The sequence below is a fragment of the Bacillus sp. FSL K6-0972 genome (assembly GCF_037976035.1).
GTDB classification, from domain to species: domain Bacteria; phylum Bacillota; class Bacilli; order Bacillales; family Bacillaceae; genus Bacillus; species Bacillus haynesii.
Window position 1 is genome coordinate 3,052,920 of record NZ_CP150260.1, and the last position, 19,179, is coordinate 3,072,098.

Below are 19,179 nucleotides of genomic sequence, written 5' to 3' on the forward strand. Positions count from 1 at the left end.
TCCCCCTGTATTTTAATGACCGTGTTTTTTCTCCCTTCGGCTTCAAACGACCTTTGCTTCGCTTCTCAGCAGTGATACAAGGTCTGCCGCCTGCTGCTCCGGTTCCCCTTCAAGGATTTTCCCGGCTTCTTTTTTCGGAGGCAGGAATCGTTCGATCGTTTTTGTTTTGGCGGCCACGTCTTCCTCGTCGATATCCAGATCATCAAGCTCGAGCTCCTCGAGAGGCTTTTTCTTCGCCTTCATGATTCCTGGAAGAGACGGATAACGCGGCTCATTCAACCCCTGCTGTGCAGTCGCTACGATTGGAAGCGACGTCTGGATCACTTCAAGGTCGCCCTCGGCGTCGCGTTCCGCTTCAACATCTGCGCCGTTTACCGTCAGCTTTGTAATCGTCGTAATACAAGGAATGCCGAGCAGCTCTGCCAAACGAGGCGCCACCTGTCCCGATCCCCCATCGATCGCCACGTTTCCGCCGAGTATAATGTCGTACTCGCGGTCTTTCAAATAGTTGTAAAGGATGGCTGAAGCCGTATATTGGTCCGCTTCTTCCAGGTCGTCTTCAATGTTGATCAGAACGGCTTTGTCGCACCCCATCGCCAGAGCCGTCCTGAGCTCTTTTTCAGCTTCTTCCTCGCCGACTGTGACGACCGTAATTTCACCGCCGTGCTTCTCCTTCAGCTGAAGCGCTTCTTCAATGGCGTACTCATCGTACGGATTGATGATGAATTCAGCTCCGTCCGTGTTGATTTCCCCTTGTTCAATCTGAATTTTCTCCTCTGTATCAAACGTGCGCTTCATTAAGACATAAATGTTCATGTTCTATTCATCCCCTTTGTTTTCACGTTTGTTATTTCCCTTTAAAATGCGGCTTCCGCTTTTCAAGAAATGCCTGAATCCCTTCCTTCGCATCCTCGGATTGGAACACTTCGCCGAAGTATTTCCCTTCTAGCTTGAGGCCGCCTTCATACGAATACACTTTGCTCGAATTCAGGAGTTCGATGACATAAGCCATCGTCTGCGGACTTTTTTCAGCGAATTTTAGCGCGAGCTCTTGTGCCTTTTGCAGCACTTCTTCTTCATTCGCCGCCAAAATCGTGACAAGGCCGTATTCAAAAGCTTCTTTGCCGGATATCGGCTCAGATGTCCCGATCATTTCAAGCGCTTTGGCGGTGCCCACATACTTCGGAAGTCGCTGCGTTCCCGCAAAGCCGGGAATGATTCCGAGATTCAGTTCTGGAAGGCCGAGCTTAGCGCTTTCCTCGGCAATCCGGATGTGGCATGCCATCGCAAGCTCCAGGCCGCCTCCAAGAGCAGCCCCGTGAATTGCGGCGATCACCGGTTTTGGAAAAGATTCTACCTTTTCGAAAATCTGCTGGCCTTTATCAGCCAAATTTGCATAATCAGACCCGTCCATCAATGATGTAAACTCTTTAATGTCAGCGCCTGCCGAGAAAAATCTTCCTTCCCCGTGAATCACGACGCTTCTGACATCCTGACGTTCTGAAAGTTCATCAAGGCATGCGGAAAGATCTTCAAGCACTTGCGTCGATAGCGCATTTGCCGGCGGGTGCTGAATCGTAATGGTCGCGACATGGGCGTCTACGGCGTATGATAATGCTGCCATTTTTATTCCTCCTCCTTCGTCTTCTGGCTGCTGAACCCGTGGATCAGCAATTCATGAATGTTGTCTGCCAGGTTTGGCAGATCGTATTTTTGATCATTCATCACCCAGGTTGTAACCGTCTCATCCACCGTACCGAAAATCATCTGCTTCGCCAGGCGGACGTCAAGCGTGCTCTTAAATTCTCCCGCTTCTTTTCCTTCGGTGATGATGTCTTCCAGGATGGTTAAGTACCCTTTGAGAATCTCATTGATTTTCAGCCTCAGCTCAAGATTCGACTGCCTCAGCTCAAGCTGGGTGACAATCGCGAGGTGGCGATCGCTGCTGAGCAGTTCAAAGTGCTTTTTGATGAACAGCGAAAGCTTTTCTGTCGCCGAATTTTTCGCTTTCATTTCTTCGTTCATCTGCTCGATAAACTGTCCCATTTTCTCTTTGAATAATGAGATGAGAATGTCTTCTTTGTTTTTAAAATAAAGATAAATGGTGCCGTCCGCCACTCCGGCCTGCTTGGCGATTTTTGAAACCTGTGCCTGATGGTATCCGTTTTCTGCAATCACAATGACAGCTGCGTCGATAATCTGCATATACTTTGGTCTCTTTTGTTTCAATTGGCTTCGTCCCTTTCAAATTAATGAATGAATACTCATTCATGAGTTAATCGTAAATAAAAATGGACGGTTTGTCAAGAAGCTAAACTCAAATCGCATCACAAAAGCATGCCGTCAAAATCGACGGCAGACTTCGCTTTTTCAGACGCCGGTCTTTTCTTCTTGAACGAGCGCTCTTCTTAAAATCTTTCCGACTGCCGTTTTCGGAAGTTCGTCCCTGAACTCGTATACTTTCGGCACTTTATAAGGAGCCAGACGCGATCTGGCATATTCGTCCAATTCCTTCTCTGTTATTGTAACATGATCTTTCAGCACAACAAAAGCCTTAACCGTTTCTCCTCTGTATTCGTCAGGGATGCCGGCAACGACCGCCTCCTGAACGGCTTCATGCTCGTAGAGCACCTCTTCGATTTCGCGCGGGTAGATGTTGTATCCCCCGGCAATGATCACGTCTTTTTTGCGGTCGACGATATAAAAGAAGCCGTCTTTATCCATGTAGCCGATGTCTCCGGTAAAAAACCAGCCGTCCCTTAGACTCTGAGCTGTTTCTTCATCATTGTTCCAGTAGCCTTTCATCACCTGCGGTCCTTTGACGGCGATTTCTCCATGCTCATAAGGCTCGAGAAAACCGCCGGTTTCTTCCGAATAGATCGCCGCGTCTGTACCAGGCCAAGGACACCCGATACTGCCCGCTTTATTCAAATCCCAAATAAAATTGGCGTGAGTGACGGGCGAGGTTTCAGACATTCCGTAACCTTCGACAAGCCTTCCGCCCGTCACCTTTTCAAACTGCTGTTTGACTTCAACAGGAAGCGCCGCTGATCCGCTCAAACAGCTCTTAATTGACGACAGATCGTATTGGTGAAGGTCAGGATGGTTCAACAAGGCGATATAAATCGTCGGTGCCCCCGGAAATATCGTCGGCTTTTCTTTATCGATCGTTTTCAGCGCTGTGCGCGCGTCAAATCTCGGCAGCAGGATCATTTCATACCCCTGCCTGATCGTGAAATTCAAGACGGCCGTCATTCCGTAGACGTGAAAAAACGGAACGATCCCCAGCACCTTCTCCTCCCCTTTATTCAATTGATAAAACCAGGCGGCGCACATCTCCATGTTGGCTAGTATGTTGCGGTGGCTGAGCATGACGCCTTTTGGCGTGCCTGTCGTGCCTCCGGTATACTGCAGAACGGCAATGTCGTGGGCCGGATCGATTTCAATATCCGGCGGACCGCTTGGAACGGGGCGTTTCATGATGGTGCGGAAAAGGTGGGTCGTCTCATTTTCATTGATCTCAACCGACATTTGATTCTCTTTTTTTTGAACAATCGGGTACAGCAGATTTTTAGGGAAAGGCAGGTAATCTTTTATGCTTGTCGCAATGATGTGCCTGACATTTGTTAGCGCTTTCATTTTATATGCCGCCGGGTACAGCATGTCGAGCGTAATGATGATGGTTGCCCCGCTGTCATGAAGCAGATGTTCGAGCTCCCTTTCCGTATACAGCGGATTTGTCTGAACGACGATGCCGCCGGAGAAAAGTACGCCGTAATACGCGATAACCGCCTGCGGGCAGTTCGGCAGCATAATCGAGACTCTGTCTCCTTTTTGAATGCCGAGTGACAGCAGGTAATCTGCCATTTTTAAAGCGTCCTCGTAAACTTGCCGGTACGAACGTTTTTTTCCGAGAAAATGAATCGCTGTTTTTTCAGAAAACTGTTGGGCGGATTGTTGCAGGATGGAATGGAGTGTTTGATCTTCAAATTGCAGCTCGTGAGGAATTTGTTCAGGATAATGACGCAGCCACGGTTTTTCAGTCGGCATAAGATCCCCCCTTTTAAACAATATATTCTTGATTTCAGTATATCAAAACAATATTCAGAAAGTAATGATATTTTTTCATTTTTAAAAAGGCGCCCTTTTCAGGACACCTTTTTTAAGCATAAAAGATCATATAAATCAGGCCGATAACCACAAATACCCCAGCTGTAAAAAACAGGACTTTCGCTAATTTCTCCATGTTGATCCCCTTTAGATACCCGAAGCCACGACAAATGACAGGCCGACTGAAATGACGAATGAAATGAAGCCGACTGCGCGGTTGTCGTTTTCAATCTCCTTGTCAATTTTAAAGCGCGGCGTCAGAAATTCAAAAATGAAGTAGCCGATCAAAAGCAGGATAAAACCGAACAGCCCCCACCCCATCATTTGCAGCAGGGAATTATGCTGGCTGATCGATTTTTGCAGCACGTTGGCGATGCCTAAAATTTTTCCGCCTGTTGCCATCGCAACCGCCATGTTTCCTTTTTGAATCTCCTCCCAATTTTTATACGTGGTGACGAGTTCAAACACAGATAAAAATATCACAAGACACAAAACGGAAACGCTGTAGTACGCGGCGATTTCCACAAGGTCGTTCTCCCAAAACTCTTTCATCCTTTTAGACTCCCTTTTTTATTTTAATTCGACAATCGTGACGCCTGATCCTCCCTCTCCCGCTTCGCCGAACCGGGAGTTTTTCACATTGCGGTGGGATTTCAATAGGTCCTGGACGCCTTTTCGGAGGGCGCCGGTACCTTTGCCGTGGATGATCGAGACTCTCGGATAGCCCGCAAGCACCGCATCATCCAAGTATTTTTCAACCCGGTGAAGCGCATTTTCATACCGCTCTCCCCTAAGATCGAGTTCGAGCGAGACGTGATAATCTTTCCCTTTGACGGCGGCGATCGTTTTTTGTTTTTCGGGTTCAGGTGCCGATTTCAGGAATTCCAGATCCTTTTCCTTGACCTTCATTTTCAGGATGCCGATTTGAACATTCCATTCGGCCGCACCCGTTTTTTCGAGCAGCGTCCCTTTTTGGCCAAAGGTTAAAACCTTGACTTCATCGCCCGGTTTTAATTCGCGCTTGTCCGTTTTTTTCTGAGCCGGCTTTTTCGCTTTTTCAAACGAAGGCACAGCTTCTTCAAGGCGCTTTTTCGCCTCGATCAGCTCATGGTCTTTAAATGCTTTATGGTCTTCTTTGATCATGCGGAGCGACTGGATGATCTCGTCTGCTTCTTTCATCGCTGCTTTGACTTTTTCAGCCGCTTTTTGCTCCGCTTCTTCGTAGAGCTTGTCTTTTTTCTCCTGCCATTCGCTGATCTGCTGTTGCAGGTCGCGGTGAAGGGCTTCAGCCTCCGCGCGGATGGCTTCGGTCTCGTTCAGCTCCGCTTCGGCGCGCTTTTTGCTGTCTTCCAGCGATGCGATCATCGTATCAACTTCATTGTGTTCGGCCGTCATCTCCGCTTTTGCGCGGCCGATCAGGTAATCAGGCAGCCCGAGGCGCTTCGAAATTTCGAACGCATTGCTTCGGCCGGGCACTCCGATTAAGAGCTTGTAGGTTGGTGATAGTGTATCGATATCAAATTCGACGCTTGCATTAATGACATTTTCGCGATTGTAGCCGTATGCCTTCAGCTCCGGATAATGAGTCGTGGCAATGACGCGTGCGCCTGTCTGGCACACTTCGTCAAGGATGCTGATCGCAAGGGCCGCACCTTCCTGCGGGTCTGTCCCGGCGCCGAGCTCGTCAAAAAGCACAAGGCTGTTTTCCGTCATGTCTTTCAAAATTTCGACGATGTTGACCATATGTGACGAGAACGTACTTAAGCTTTGTTCGATTGACTGTTCATCGCCGATATCGGCAAATACTTGATCAAATATGGCGGTCTCTGATCCTTCTTCAGCCGGTACGTGCAATCCCGACTGCGCCATAATGGTCAAAAGCCCGAGCGTTTTAAGCGTCACCGTTTTACCGCCCGTGTTCGGGCCCGTGATGACAATTGTCGTATACTCTCCGCCGAGCTCAATATCATTCGGAACGACCTCATCCAGGGGCAAAAGCGGGTGGCGGGCTTGAATCAGGCGGACATAACCGTCAGCGTTGACAGCCGGTTTAACCGCTTTTGTCGCTTTTGCGTATTTTGCTTTTGCAAAAATAAAGTCCAGCGTCTGGAGCACTTTGACATCGTGAAAAAGTTCATTTGTGTGCTCTGCCGTCTTTTCTGTCAGGACGCGCAAGATCCGTTCAATCTCCTGTTTTTCGTTTACTTTTGCTTGGCGAAGCGCATTGTTCATATCAACAATCGCCTGAGGCTCGATAAACAATGTCGCACCGGAAGACGACTGATCGTGCACGATTCCTCCGTAGCTTGATCTGTACTCCTGTTTGACAGGGATGACGAAGCGGTCGTTTCGTATCGTGATGATCGTATCCGACAGCATTTTTTGCGCAGATGAAGAACGCAGCATCGATTCCAGCCGGTCTCTGATTCTTGATTCAAGCGTCCGCAGCTGAGTCCTGATTCCCCTTAACGTCTCAGATGCATGGTCAAGCACTTCTCCATGATCATCGATGCACGAATTGATGTCTCTTTCCAATTCGGAAAGCGGAATGAGCTTTTCTGCATATTGGTGAAGACAAGGGATCTCAATCCCGTCTTCGAACAGGCCTTCGAGAAAGTGCTTCATCTGTTTTGCTGCGTAAAGCAGACCCGATATTTCAGTCAATTCCGCCGGGCTTAAAATGCTGCCGATTTCTGCTCTTCTTAACGCTTTTCTAATGTCCGTAAGGCCGCCGAAAGGGGCGCTTCCTTTTAAGCGCAGGACGGTTCCTGCTTCATCGACTTCTTCCTGCAGCTTTTTGACTTCTTCGAACGAACGGGAAGGTTTGAGTTCCAAAAGCATTTCCTTCCCCAAAGAAGATGCCGCATGCTCTGTGAGCTGTTCTTTTACTTTATGAAATTCCAGTGCTGATAGCGCTTTTTGCTGCAACGTCCATTAAACCTCCTTAAGATCGATGGCGCGACAAAAATGCCTGGACTTCTTCAAAGGAGCGGGTATTTAATACATTGGCCTTTGGCGTCCATCCTTTTCTCGCTGCCGTAACGCCCGTTTTCATATCATCAAGCATCGCTGTGTTGTGTGCATCCGTATTAATAACGAGTGTCACTCCGGCAGCATTCGCTTTCATCAAGTGTTCCATCCTGAGATCGAGCCGCGCTGGATTTGCGTTCAGCTCCAATGCTGTATTCGTTTTTTTCGCAAGCTCGATCAGCTGGTCAATATCGACTTCATAACCCGCTCTTCTTCCGATCAGACGGCCGGTCGGATGAGCGATAATGTCAACGTGCTGATTCATCAGCGCGGTTTCAAGCCGCTTCATGATCACGTGCTGCGGCTGTGAAAAGCTTGAATGGATGGAAGCAATGACAAGGTCCATTTCCGCCAGCAGCTCATCGTCATAATCAAGTGTTCCGTCAGGGAGGATGTCCATTTCCACGCCTTTAAAAATATGAAAATCGGTAAATTCCTTATTCAGTTCATCAATTTCCTTTGCCTGCATGCGCAGGCGCTCTGGCGTCAAACCGCCTGCGACTTTCAAATATTGGGAATGGTCTGTGATCGCCATATAGCGATACCCTTTTGCCATGCATGCTTCCGCCATTTCCCTGATCGAAAAAGCACCGTCGCTCCAAGCCGAGTGCATATGAAGATCTCCTTGAATATCCTCGGCGGAAACGAGCCCGATGTCGTCGCTGTAGTCCTCGACTTCTCTTCCCGTCTCCCGCAGTTCGGGCGGAATAAACGGAAGCCCGAAATGGGCGAAAAATTCTTTTTCGCTTGAGAAGGTTTTAATTTCTCCTGTTTCAACGGTTTCGACGCCGTATTCACTGATTCTTTCGCCTTTTTCTTTGGCTAGCTGGCGCATTTTGATATTGTGGTCTTTTGATCCGGTAAAATGATGAAGCGTCGTTGGGAACTGTTCCTCTGTCACCAGCCGGAAATCCGCACTGATTTCGTATTCAAACGCAAATGTGAGAGACACTTTCGTATCTCCTGCGGCAATGACCTCCTTGATGTTCGAAAGCTTTAAGAGCCCTTCCCGGACAAGTTCCGGATCAGTGACAGCCATAATGTAATCGAGGTCTTTCACCGTTTCTTTGGCGCGGCGCAAGCTTCCGGCCCGCGAAAACTTGATGAGACCCGCGAGCCCTTCAAGCTGCTCTTCGATGATGTCAGCGACGGCCAAAGCAACCGCGATCGGGTACCGTTCAGGGCGTTTCCCCGCTTCACCCAAAGCCTGCAGGATTTTTTCTTCCGTTTTTTTGCCGAATCCGGCAAGCCCCTGAACCTTTTGCTGTTCGCAGGCCTCTTTTAAAGATGCCGCATCACAGACGCCGAGCTCCTGATACAGCTTGGCGATTTTTTTGCCGCCGAGACCCGGCAACTTCAAAAGCGGGACAAGTCCTTCCGGAACCTCTTCCTTTAATCGTTCCAGCGTTCCGGATGCTCCCGTGTCCATATATTCCTTGATGACAGCATATGTGCCTTTGCCGATCCCGGACAGGGACATCATATCATCGATTTCCGAGAGGCTTCTGTCGTCTTGTTCAAGAGCTGCCGCAGCCTTTCTGAAAGCGGAGATTTTAAACGGGTTGTCTCCTTTTAGTTCCATATATATCGCAATCGTTTCAAGTAATTTGATAATATCTTTTTTATGCATGTTGTTCACCTCTTGTTTCCCCTCGTTCATCCTGCTTCAATCATACAAATTTTTGGCTGTTCCTACAACAAACAGGCATATCCGACAGCTTCCGAGGTTCTCAAGAGCCCCGAAAAAAAACTTCCCTACAAACAGAGAAGTTTTTACAAAGATCCGTACTGATGCAGCAGATTGTTTAACATGTTTGATAAAAACGGTGTTTTATGAATGATCAAATCAGCCATGACCGATCCGGCCATCATGTTTTGCAGGACATCGATCGGCAGAAGCGTTCCGATGAACAGAACGACAAACACGAACAGATAGATTTCCGCAAAACCGAGCACGGCTCCGAGTACTTGGTTGATCTGTTTAAGAACCGGTATGCTTGCAACGGCATCCAAAAACGATGCGGCAATTCTCAAAAGGATAATCGTCAGGAAAAAGAGAATCAAAAACGCAATCATATTGTAATAAGCGCCTTCAAGGCTTCCGTTTACAAACGCCAGCGCAGCCTGGCCGCCCGTAAAGTCGGGAGACGGAATCCAGCCGAGCTTAGGCGCAAGGTCGCCGTAATAGGTTGCTGCCACAGCGATCGCTGCGATAAACGTAACCAAACGGATAAACTGGCGGATAAACCCTCTTTTGAGTCCAATAAACAAACCGGACAAAAGCAAAATGATAATGATGATATCTAACATCGTGATGTTCAATCCTTTTCTTTAATTTGTCCTTTTAATCTCTCAAGCTCTTCCTTCAGCTTCAAATAATCGTGAACCACATTTACAGCCGTCAAAACGGCCAGTTTATTTATATCAAGGTACGGATTTTTTTCGTTGATTTCTCTCATTTTATCATCCACAATCGAGGCAACGTGCCTCATATGGCTCTTGCTCTCATCGCCGATAATTGTGAATTGCTGACCGTAGATGTCAACTGTTGTTTTCGTTTTTTGACCATCAGACAACGTTTCTCCTCCATTCCAATTATGCGAGAATCCTAGTCTATATCATAACATGTTTAGAGATTGAATGGAAAGACGAGCCCTCCGCTGTTATGATACACTTATAAAAACAATGATTTAGCGTGTTTAAGGCTAATAAAGGAGATTAGAACGTGTCACATTCTGTTTTAAAAGTTCCCCCGTCTGTTATTGAACGAATGCAAAGCTACTACGGGCCTGACATGACTTCACTTTCGGTACAGGGCGCGGTTTTCCAGGCCAAACCCCAAGGGTGCACCATTACAGCATACCGGTCAGGGAAGGTGCTGTTCCAAGGAAAAAACGCGGAAAAGGAAGCGGAGCGCTGGACGGCGGATGCTGAAGCACCGGCTGCCAAAAAGCCCGTATCCAAAAAAAGCATCCCGTCCGTCTATCAGCCGCCTGAAGGCATCGGTTCCATGTCCGTGATCGGATCTGATGAAGTCGGGACAGGCGATTATTTCGGCCCGATCACTGTCGCGTGCGTATACGCTGACAAAACAAAGCTGCCGCTATTAAAGGAACTCGGTGTTAAAGATTCGAAGAACTTAAAAGATCCGCAAATCGTTCAGATCGCGCGCGACTTAATCAAGACAGTCCCTTACAGCCTGCTCGTCTTGAGAAATGAAAAGTATAATGAAATGCAGGAAAAAGGGATGAGCCAGGGAAAAATGAAGGCCCTTCTCCACAACCAGGCGATCGGCAACCTTCTCAAAAAGTTGGACGGCACCAGGCCGGAAGCGATTTTAATCGACCAGTTCGCAGAACCTGCCGTATACTTCAAGCACCTGGCAGGCAAAACCGCCGTCAAAGAACGTACATATTTCAGCACAAAAGCGGAAGGCATCCATCTTTCAGTTGCAGCGGCCTCGATCATCGCACGCTATTCATTTTTAATGGAGATGGATAAGCTTTCGAAAGAAGCCGGGATGACGCTCCCGAAAGGAGCGGGTCCGCTCGTCGATGAAGCAGCGGCAAAGCTGATTAAGAAACACGGCGAAGGCGCATTGAGGGTATTTACAAAGCTGCACTTTGCCAATACGCAGAAGGCGAAGCGGATTGCGGCGAAACGTTAAACGGTGCCGACTAGGTTGGATGAGCGGGTCCGTTGCAACTGGACCCGCATATTTCACCAAAAATTCAGAGCCCCTGCTGAATTTTGACCAGCTGTGAAATGTTTGAACCTTCTCTTCTTTATATGGTGAATCATTGACCTCTATGGATGACTATTGCGAATATCTCCGCATTCCTTCTCATACAAATCGACAGACTCAGAAAGGAGTCACCATGTCAAAAATAAAATGGATCATCACGCTCACCATATGCGCAGCTCTGGCATTTTCTCTCTTTATTTTCTTCAACAAGGCGAACTTTACAGAGGCCAGCGAAAATAAAGAAAACGGGCTTTTATTTGCCCGAAACTACATCAGCTATGTGATGGAAGACGAGACGATGTCGTTTAACATTTTCGGCCTGCAAAAAACAAACACCGGCGTTCCGATAAGCGGTGATACGGTTACATCGCTCGCTTTTGATAACGATCATATACAAATCAGCGATTACAAGGTTGAAACAGGGATTCGCCATAAAGGCTATATGCTCGTAAACATTATCGTTGACGTCCGGATCTCCAGCGATAAACCGGAAAAAACGGATCAGCTGCTGATATCTTTTAACGGATGTGATAGAGAAGCATTTCAAATCGGAAAGATCACCCTTCAAAACGAACACAATGTTCGAAGCGGCGATCTGTCGCCTGCCGGCCAGTATACTGCAGGATATCCAAAGCCGTCCTTGGACGTTCGGCTGAAAAACAATCTGGCAAAAGATATTTCCCTTGAAAAGATCACCGATCTAAACGGCGTCATGACGTATACATTTGACAAGGGGACCGCCGTTCAAGCGAAACAAAGCAAACACATCGTCGTCCCGTCTTTTGATCTGACAGGCGAATATGATTTTTATACGGTCACTCCTGTTTTACGTTATACTGCAGCAGGGAAACGTCATCAATACAGCATGCCCGGTGTACTGTACGGAGCTTTAGACTCCGATGAAGAAAAAATCGAACGGATTCTGAAGCGTCAGTAGCTTTTGACCATGTTGAAGACAAAAAACCGGTTCCCGAATGATCGGGGACCGGTTTTTCTTTATCCTCTCAATACAGCCTGATATGTGTCCTCAAGTGCCTTGAGCACTTGGTCGTGAACTTTTGTCACTTCTTCTTCGGTCAATGTTTGTTCAGGATTTAAATATTGCAGGCTGAAGGCGACGGATTTCTTGCCTTCTTCCATGTGCTCGCCTTCGTAGACGTCAAAGACATGGACTTCTTTGAGCCATTTGCCGCCTGCTGTTTTGATGACGTCCTCAAGCTGGCCGGCCGTTGTTTCTTTGTCTACAACAAGCGCGATATCCCTTGTAACAGAAGGATACTTCGGAATTGGTGTATACGTGATCTCCGGTACATCCAATCGAAGGAGCTCGTGCAGGTCCAGCTCAAACACATACGTGTCGCTCAAATCCAGCTCTTTTTCAACTGACGGGTGCAGCTGGCCGATGAAGCCGACTAATGAGCCGTTGTGCAAAATATTGGCTGTCCGCCCAGGATGAAGCTCTTTTCTTTCAGATTGAGCGAACTCGATGCCGTCGGTGATTCCGAGCTTTTCCAACAGACCCTCGACGATGCCTTTTACGACGAAGAAATCAACCGGCTTTTTCTCGCCCTGCCAGAGGTTTTTGTGCCACAGGCCTGTCACGGCTCCCGCGACGTGTTCTTTTTCGACAGGTTTCGTATGTTCTTCGGCTTTCAAGAAAACTGAACCGATCTCATAAAAAGCAGTTGAATCGGCCTGCCTTGCCAAGTTGTATGCAACCGAATCGAGCAGATTAGGGAGCAGGCTGTGCCTCAGCACGCTTCTTTCCTCGCTCATCGGCAGCGAAAGGATCGTTTTAAACGATTTTTCCAATGCGTAAGCCGTTGCTTTTTTATCGTTTGTTAATGAGTATGTGATCGCCTGGGAAAGCCCTGCCCCTTCCAAAAAGCGCCTTACTTTTCTGCGCTTGTCCTGATAAGGTGTCAGTCCGCCCGCAAAGCCTGTCACTTCAGGCAGTGTCGACGGAATGTTGTCATATCCGTACAGTCTAGCGACCTCTTCGATCAAGTCTTCTTCAATTGCAATATCGCCTCTTCTTGATGGAACCGTCACGACCAGCTCACGTTCAGCGTCTTCAACGGCAAAGCCGAGCCTTTCAAAAATGCTGACCATTTCTTCTTTGCTGATGGACATGCCGAGAACCTTCGTCACTTTATCAACGGAAAGGCGAATGACATTCTCTTTGATGTCAAGATGGTTTTCTTCAACCGTACCTTCCAAGACGGTTCCCCCGGCATACCGGCTGATCAAATCTGCCGCGCGTTCTGCCGCGAGGCGCACCCGTGCGGGATCGATGCCTTTTTCAAAGCGGACGCTTGATTCGCTGCGAAGACCGAGATCTTTTGATGCTTTGCGGACGGTCTGTCCGTTAAAATACGCCGCCTCAAGCAGCACTGTCGCCGTATCTTCGCGGACTTCGGAGTCCGCTCCGCCCATTACGCCTGCGACAGCCTGCGGAAGAGAGCCATTTGTGATGACAAGATGCTCAAGCGTCAACGTTCTTTCTTGTTCGTCGAGCGTCGTTATCGTTTCGTTCTCGTACGCTTTGCGGATGACGACCTCTTTTGAGCCGAAGCGGTCATAATCAAACGCGTGCAGCGGCTGACCGTATTCGAGCAGCACAAAGTTCGTAATATCGACGACATTGTTGTGCGGTCTGATTCCGGCATTGATCAGCTTCGTCTGCATCCAAAGCGGTGACGGGCCGATTTTGACGTCTTTAATGATTTTTGCCGCGTATAAAGGATTGGCTTCTGTATCTTCAATTTTGACAGAAATATAGTCCGCCGCTTTTTCGGCGCCTGCCTGATAAGCCGTCTCAGGGAGCTTGACTTCACGGCCGAGAATCGCAGCCACTTCATAGGCAACGCCGAGCATGTTCATGGCGTCGGCGCGGTTTGGCGTCAGTCCCAGTTCGAGAACCGCATCGTCGAGCGCCAGGCTTTGAAGGGCGTCCGCACCGGTTTCAGCATCGCCCGGGAAGACGAAGATGCCTTCCGCATATTCTTTCGGCACAAGCTTGCCTTGAATGCCAAGCTCCTGCAAAGAGCAGATCATGCCGTTAGACGCTTCCCCGCGGAGCTTCGCTTTTTTGATTTTAAAATTGCCGGGCAATACCGCACCAACCGTGGCGACAGCTACTTTTTGCCCTCTGTCCACGTTCGGAGCCCCGCAGATGATCTGGACAGGCTCTTCTTCACCGATATCGACGAGGCATTTGTTTAATTTGTCAGCGTTCGGATGCTGTTCGCGCTCCAGCACATGTCCGATGACAACGCCTTTCATTCCTTCTCCTTTATATTCGATGCCTTCCACTTCAATTCCGCTTCTCGTAATCTTTTCAGCGAGAATCTCGGGAGTCATCCCGTCTAAATTCACGTATTCCTGCAGCCATTTATATGAAACAAACATCACGCGTCCTCCTCTTTAAGCCTGTTTAAATTGAGATAAAAATCTGACATCGTTCGTATAGAAATGACGAATGTCGTCAATGCCGTACTTCAGCATTGCGATTCGTTCAACACCCATTCCAAAAGCAAATCCCTGATATTGTTTGGAATCGAATCCGGCCATTTCGAGCACGTTCGGATGCACCATTCCGGCGCCGAGAATTTCGATCCAGCCCGTTTGTTTACAAACGGAGCAGCCTTTGCCTCCGCATTTAAAGCAGGAAACATCGACTTCGACAGACGGCTCTGTAAACGGGAAGAAGCTTGGACGCAGTCTGATTTCGCGCTCTTCACCGAACATCTTTTTCGCGACCGTTTCAAGGGTTCCTTTTAAGTCGCTCATGCTGATATTGCGGTCAACACAGAGCCCTTCAATCTGCATAAACTGATGGGAATGTGTCGCATCATCATTGTCGCGGCGGTACACTTTGCCGGGGCAGATGATTTTGACAGGGCCTTTGCCTTTATGCTTTTCCATCGTGCGCGTCTGAACAGGAGAAGTCTGTGTTCTCATCAGCGTATCTTCCGTAATATAAAAGCTGTCTTGCATATCGCGGGCCGGGTGCTCTTTCGGAAGGTTGAGCGCTTCGAAGTTATAGTAGTCGGTTTCTACTTCAGGACCCTCTTCCACCGAATATCCCATGCTGATAAACAAGTCTTCGATTTCTTCAATAACGATCGTCAGCGGATGCCGTGCTCCTGTTTTCACAGGGCTTCCCGGAAGCGTCACATCAATCGTCTGTTCTTTCAGCTTCCTTTTCACCTCTTCTTCCTCAAGGCGGGCATTTTTTTCGGCAATCGCCGCGGCGATTTTCTCTCTTACTTCGTTCGCCAAGGCGCCCATTTTCGGCCTTTCTTCAGCGGACAGCTTTCCCATTCCCCGAAGCACTTCTGTGATCGGTCCCTTTTTTCCCAGGTACGCAACGCGGACGTCGTTGACTTCTTTTAATGAACCAGCGGCTTCCACTTTTTCAACCGCTTCTTTCTCAAGCCGTTTCAGCTCTTCCTGCATCTTAAAAACTCCTCCTTTTATGTAGCAACCTGTTTTTTTAGGCAATAGAAAAAGCCCCTTTCATATTGAAAGGGACGAATCGTGGCCGTGGTACCACCCTTTTTTTAAAACAAAGCAAAAAAGCTTTGCTGCTTACTTCATTGGCATAACGGAATGAATCCGGTTCACCTTTACACATCCCTTGAGAGACGCGGTCCCGGTGACAACTCAAGAGGTGAAGCGTTTTTCCGGCCTGCCATAAAAATGCTTGCAGTCTAAGGCATTTTCTCCCTTAATGACGGCATGTGAAAAAACGGAGCCTCTATCACTGTTTTTAAACATATTACATTCATTATAGTGAAATACATGGTCCTGTGCAACCGGTTATCCGCGGAGATGATAAAGAAGGACCGCGGCTGCGGCCGCCACATTCAGCGACTCCGCTTTTCCGTAGATCGGAACGTACAGATTTTGGTCAGTCTGTGCGAGGAGATCCGGATCGACCCCAGATCCTTCATTTCCGATCAAAAGCGCAAATGACTGTGACGGCTCCGCTTCTCTAAATGGCACGGCATCCTGCAACGCTGTGCCGTAAACCGGGACGCTTTTTCCCTTCAGCTCTTCAATCAGCTCTGAAAGCTCGCGTTTTAAAATCGGAATGTGAAAATGCGAGCCTTGAGCCGACCTGAGCGTTTTGGCATTGTAAGGGTCGACAGTGCCTTGTCCGATAACAACCGCATCGATCCCCGCTGCATCTGCCGTCCGGATGATCGTCCCTAAATTGCCCGGGTCTTGCACAGCATCCGCAAGCAGCACCTTTTCGTATTGAAATGGTCCGCTTTCGGGCATACGGCATACAGCGGCGACAGCCTGAGGCGTCTCCGTTTCGGCAATCGCCGAAAAAGCATCAGCGCTCAAAATATAGCGGGCAACAGACTCATCAATCATAGCCGGGAAGTCCGCTTCGTCTGCGACCATGATTTCTTTCACAACACCCGGTGTCTTCAGCGCTTCCTCAACAAGATGCTCGCCTTCTATTAAGAAAGTATTGGTTTTTGTCCGCTCTTTTTTTGCGTGAAGTTTTTTCCAATCCTTCACTTTTTGATTTTTAGCTGATTCAATTCGTTTCAAATCGTTTTGACTCCTTTTGTCTCGCAATAGTCACATTATATCTCATCAATGATACATAATAAACCCGAAAGCGAGGCAGAATATAGAAAATCAGATGATGAAATGGAGTGAAAAATGATGGATTTGAATTTGCGCCATGCCGTTATTGCCAATGTATCAGGAAACTCGCAAGAAGAGCTTGAGCATACGATTGTCGATGCGATCCAAAGCGGTGAAGAAAAAATGCTTCCAGGATTGGGTGTGTTGTTCGAGGTCATCTGGCAGCACGCAACTGAATCAGACAAAACCGAAATGCTCGAGACATTGGAACAAGGCTTAAAAACGAAATAAACCGGCGGCCTGAAATGGCCCCGGTTTATTTGATCATCCAGGAATAGAAGGCTCCATCCGCAAAGCCGGATCACGCCAAATCTCCGTCCATTTTTTAATGGCAGCCGCCATGATCACCAGTCCCAACAGCAGCATAATGATCGATAAAATGCCGTTTAAAAAGCTGAAACCGGCAGCTTCCGCATTAAAATAAACGTTTTTGATCATCCAGTATCCCGCGTAGTTGACCGTCACATACAAATAAGCGAGCGGAATGAGGCATGTCAGCATATAACGCCGTTTGTCCGCAATTTTTAAAATGACCGTCGCTCCGATAATTAAACCGACGGATGCCATCAGCTGGTTGGATACGCCAAACAGCGCCCAAATCGAGCTGATATCGCCTGAATACAGCAAATACCCCCACATGAAACAGGCAAGGGCGCTCGCTGCGACCGAACCCGGAAGCCAGTCCGTTTTTTTCAGCGGTTTGTACACTTCCCCGAAAAAGTCTTGAATCAAATAACGCGCCACCCTTGTACCGGCATCGATCGCCGTTAAAATAAAGACAGCTTCAAACATGATGACAAATTGAAAAAAGTAAGAGGCCAAATGGCTGAAAAACGGAATATCCGTAAAAATATAAGCCATGCCGACGGCAAGGGTAACAGCTCCGCCTGTTCTTCCTTCAAGATCGAGACCGATTTCGCGGCTGAGTTCAGGCAGGTGGACGACATTCATGCCAAGCGTCCGAAAGACTTCTGGTGAACTGTTGATGGCAAAATAATCGCCCGGCTGCAAGGCCGTTGCCGCGATCAAAGCCATGATGCCGACAAGACACTCAACGAGCATCGCCCCGAAGCCGACGAATTTCATGTCGCTCCACTTATCAAGCATTTTCGGCGTCGTGCCTGAACCGACAAATGCATGGAAGCCGGAAATCGCGCCGCAGGCGATCGTAATTGAAATAAACGGCCAGACTGGACCAGGCGATACAGGTCCCCCTCCGCCCGTGAACTCGGTAAATGCCGGAAACGGAATCGCCGGATTGACGACGAACACCCCGGCAATCAAGGCGATAAACACTCCGATTTTCATAAAGCTGCTCAAATAATCGCGCGGTGCAAGCAGCAGCCAGACAGGGAGCGCCGCTGCAAAAAATGCATAGACAGGAAGTGCGACAGCAAGCGTTTTCGTATCGAGCGTCAAGGCGTCTCCAAGCGGCGTCTCCGCGATGGAGGGCCCGATGAAGACACCGGCCATCAGCAAAATAAATCCTCCGGTTGACGCTAATTTTAAGTTACCTGTCTTTTTATAAAATAAACCGACCCCCATCGCGATCGGAATTGTAATCGCAACGGCGAACGTCCCCCACGGATTGCGTTCAAGCGCATGAAGTACAACCATCGACAGCCCTGCCATCGTGATCGTAATAATAAACAGCATCGCAAGCCCCGTGCAAAATCCCGCAACAGGCCCGAGCTCTTCTTTCGCCACTTCTGAAAGCGACTTTCCCTTCCTCCGCATGGACGCAAACAAAACGACAATATCATGCACGGCTCCCCCGATCACCGCTCCGATCAAGAGCCACAACAGCCCCGGCAAGTAGCCGAACTGCGCCGCCAAGATCGGCCCGACAAGCGGCCCTGCAGCTGCGATGGCCGCAAAGTGGTGGCCGAAAGACACCCATTTGTTCGTCGGCACATAATCTTTGCCGTCTTTCTGGAGATGGGCAGGAGTCGGCTTGTCATCATCAACCTTCAACACTTTCACCATCATAAATGTTCCGTACAAACGATAGGCGATCGCCAAAATACAGATGGAAGCGATCACAATTGTTATTGCATTCATCCAATTCCTCCCCCCTTTGTTTCTTTTTTAACATATCTCATATTTTATGTAAGCGCAATCATCTTTTTGTGCGAAGTTTTCAATCAGCTGCTTCCCGACAACCATAAACCAAGTTGACGAATAGGAATAATAAGAATAAAATAAATACAAGCTTCATCTGCAGCCTTTTTGAAGGCATCATTGGCGGATATCAACAAGATATCCGCCTTTTTTCTGTCAGCATAATGGAACGACAAAAAATGAACGGCCATGACTAGACAAAAAGCGGCGATACCCGCGATTCGACCGGCGGTTGTCGTGACAAGCGAAGCTGAAAAATGGCGTGACAGTGAAAAAAACAGCATGGTGCCGATGAAAATAAAACCCGCCGCTAAAAGCGGCTGATCAAAAGACCGTACCCTATCGATGACCGCTGTGATAAACAGAAGCCAAAGGTATGCTAAAAATACATACATCAAAAAACAGTAGGCAGCCGAAAAAAACGTCTTCATAGATCCTCCTCCCGTTTTATCTTATTCTTCGGCATATTTGCGGAAGCCTTTTTTCATCTAAAAAAACCGGCC

The 19,179-nt window shown here is 48.2% G+C and carries 17 protein-coding genes; 3 read left to right on the top strand and 14 right to left on the bottom strand.

Translation table 11 applies throughout. The annotated features are described in order from the left end of the window. Positions 1 to 42 precede the first annotated feature (42 nt). The 9 genes from MKX80_RS15480 to zapA all read right to left on the bottom strand — a co-directional run bounded on the left by MKX80_RS15480 (position 43) and on the right by zapA (position 9,716). Entirely contained in the window at positions 43 to 816 is a 774-nt protein-coding gene (locus MKX80_RS15480; protein ID WP_182070259.1) for an electron transfer flavoprotein subunit beta/FixA family protein, read from the bottom strand. A gap of 31 nt (positions 817 to 847) precedes the next feature. Continuing rightward, on the bottom strand, positions 848 to 1,624 hold the full coding sequence (locus MKX80_RS15485; RefSeq protein WP_216930442.1) for an enoyl-CoA hydratase: 777 nt from the start codon (positions 1,622 to 1,624) through the stop codon (positions 848 to 850). A gap of 2 nt (positions 1,625 to 1,626) precedes the next feature. Further along, positions 1,627 to 2,229 carry a TetR/AcrR family transcriptional regulator gene (locus MKX80_RS15490; protein ID WP_154997600.1) on the bottom strand — a complete coding sequence of 201 codons (603 nt, stop codon included), beginning with the start codon at positions 2,227 to 2,229 and terminating at the stop codon, positions 1,627 to 1,629. Between the two features lie 141 nt (positions 2,230 to 2,370). Then, positions 2,371 to 4,050: an AMP-binding protein gene (locus MKX80_RS15495; protein ID WP_234112156.1), complete on the bottom strand. Its 1,680-nt coding sequence runs from the start codon at positions 4,048 to 4,050 to the stop codon at positions 2,371 to 2,373. Between the two features lie 207 nt (positions 4,051 to 4,257). Next, a complete protein-coding gene (locus MKX80_RS15500) occupies positions 4,258 to 4,662 on the bottom strand; it encodes a DUF350 domain-containing protein (RefSeq protein WP_026579111.1) in 405 nt (134 codons plus the stop codon). A gap of 18 nt (positions 4,663 to 4,680) precedes the next feature. Next, complete coding sequence (locus tag MKX80_RS15505; RefSeq protein WP_268363679.1) at positions 4,681 to 7,038, bottom strand: endonuclease MutS2; 2,358 nt, start codon at positions 7,036 to 7,038, stop codon at positions 4,681 to 4,683. 16 nt (positions 7,039 to 7,054) lie between these two features. After that, entirely contained in the window at positions 7,055 to 8,770 is a 1,716-nt protein-coding gene (gene polX, locus MKX80_RS15510; protein WP_154997606.1) for a DNA polymerase/3'-5' exonuclease PolX, read from the bottom strand. Positions 8,771 to 8,913: 143 nt separating this feature from the next. Beyond that, positions 8,914 to 9,450 carry a CvpA family protein gene (locus MKX80_RS15515; RefSeq protein WP_154997608.1) on the bottom strand — a complete coding sequence of 179 codons (537 nt, stop codon included), beginning with the start codon at positions 9,448 to 9,450 and terminating at the stop codon, positions 8,914 to 8,916. An 8-nt stretch (positions 9,451 to 9,458) separates the two neighbouring features. Beyond that, positions 9,459 to 9,716 (bottom strand): cell division protein ZapA, encoded by a 258-nt coding sequence (zapA, locus tag MKX80_RS15520; protein WP_020452506.1) that lies wholly within the window; start codon positions 9,714 to 9,716, stop codon positions 9,459 to 9,461. A gap of 149 nt (positions 9,717 to 9,865) precedes the next feature. Here zapA and rnhC point away from each other — a divergent pair, with 149 nt between their 5' ends. Further along, positions 9,866 to 10,807 carry a ribonuclease HIII gene (gene rnhC, locus MKX80_RS15525; protein WP_234112158.1) on the top strand — a complete coding sequence of 314 codons (942 nt, stop codon included), beginning with the start codon at positions 9,866 to 9,868 and terminating at the stop codon, positions 10,805 to 10,807. Between the two features lie 211 nt (positions 10,808 to 11,018). Then, positions 11,019 to 11,822 (top strand): hypothetical protein, encoded by an 804-nt coding sequence (locus MKX80_RS15530; protein WP_182070253.1) that lies wholly within the window; start codon positions 11,019 to 11,021, stop codon positions 11,820 to 11,822. A 59-nt stretch (positions 11,823 to 11,881) separates the two neighbouring features. Here the strand turns inward: MKX80_RS15530 and pheT are convergent, their stop codons facing one another. From pheT to MKX80_RS15545, 3 genes are all read right to left on the bottom strand, one after another. Next, entirely contained in the window at positions 11,882 to 14,296 is a 2,415-nt protein-coding gene (gene pheT / locus MKX80_RS15535) for a phenylalanine--tRNA ligase subunit beta (protein ID WP_268316223.1), read from the bottom strand. Positions 14,297 to 14,311: 15 nt separating this feature from the next. Then, entirely contained in the window at positions 14,312 to 15,346 is a 1,035-nt protein-coding gene (gene pheS / locus MKX80_RS15540; protein ID WP_076793188.1) for a phenylalanine--tRNA ligase subunit alpha, read from the bottom strand. Between the two features lie 363 nt (positions 15,347 to 15,709). Next, positions 15,710 to 16,456, bottom strand: a complete 747-nt coding sequence (locus MKX80_RS15545) for an RNA methyltransferase (protein WP_154995554.1) — start codon at positions 16,454 to 16,456, stop codon at positions 15,710 to 15,712. Between the two features lie 117 nt (positions 16,457 to 16,573). Here MKX80_RS15545 and sspI point away from each other — a divergent pair, with 117 nt between their 5' ends. Next, positions 16,574 to 16,786 carry a small acid-soluble spore protein SspI gene (gene sspI / locus MKX80_RS15550; RefSeq protein ID WP_023855460.1) on the top strand — a complete coding sequence of 71 codons (213 nt, stop codon included), beginning with the start codon at positions 16,574 to 16,576 and terminating at the stop codon, positions 16,784 to 16,786. 33 nt (positions 16,787 to 16,819) lie between these two features. Here the strand turns inward: sspI and cstA are convergent, their stop codons facing one another. Together cstA and MKX80_RS15560 are read right to left on the bottom strand one after the other, a co-directional pair. Then, a complete protein-coding gene (gene cstA, locus MKX80_RS15555; protein WP_268343283.1) occupies positions 16,820 to 18,616 on the bottom strand; it encodes a carbon starvation protein CstA in 1,797 nt (598 codons plus the stop codon). Positions 18,617 to 18,699: 83 nt separating this feature from the next. Next, positions 18,700 to 19,107, bottom strand: coding sequence for a hypothetical protein (locus MKX80_RS15560; RefSeq protein WP_268299277.1), 408 nt, complete (start codon positions 19,105 to 19,107; stop codon positions 18,700 to 18,702). Positions 19,108 to 19,179 lie beyond the last annotated feature (72 nt).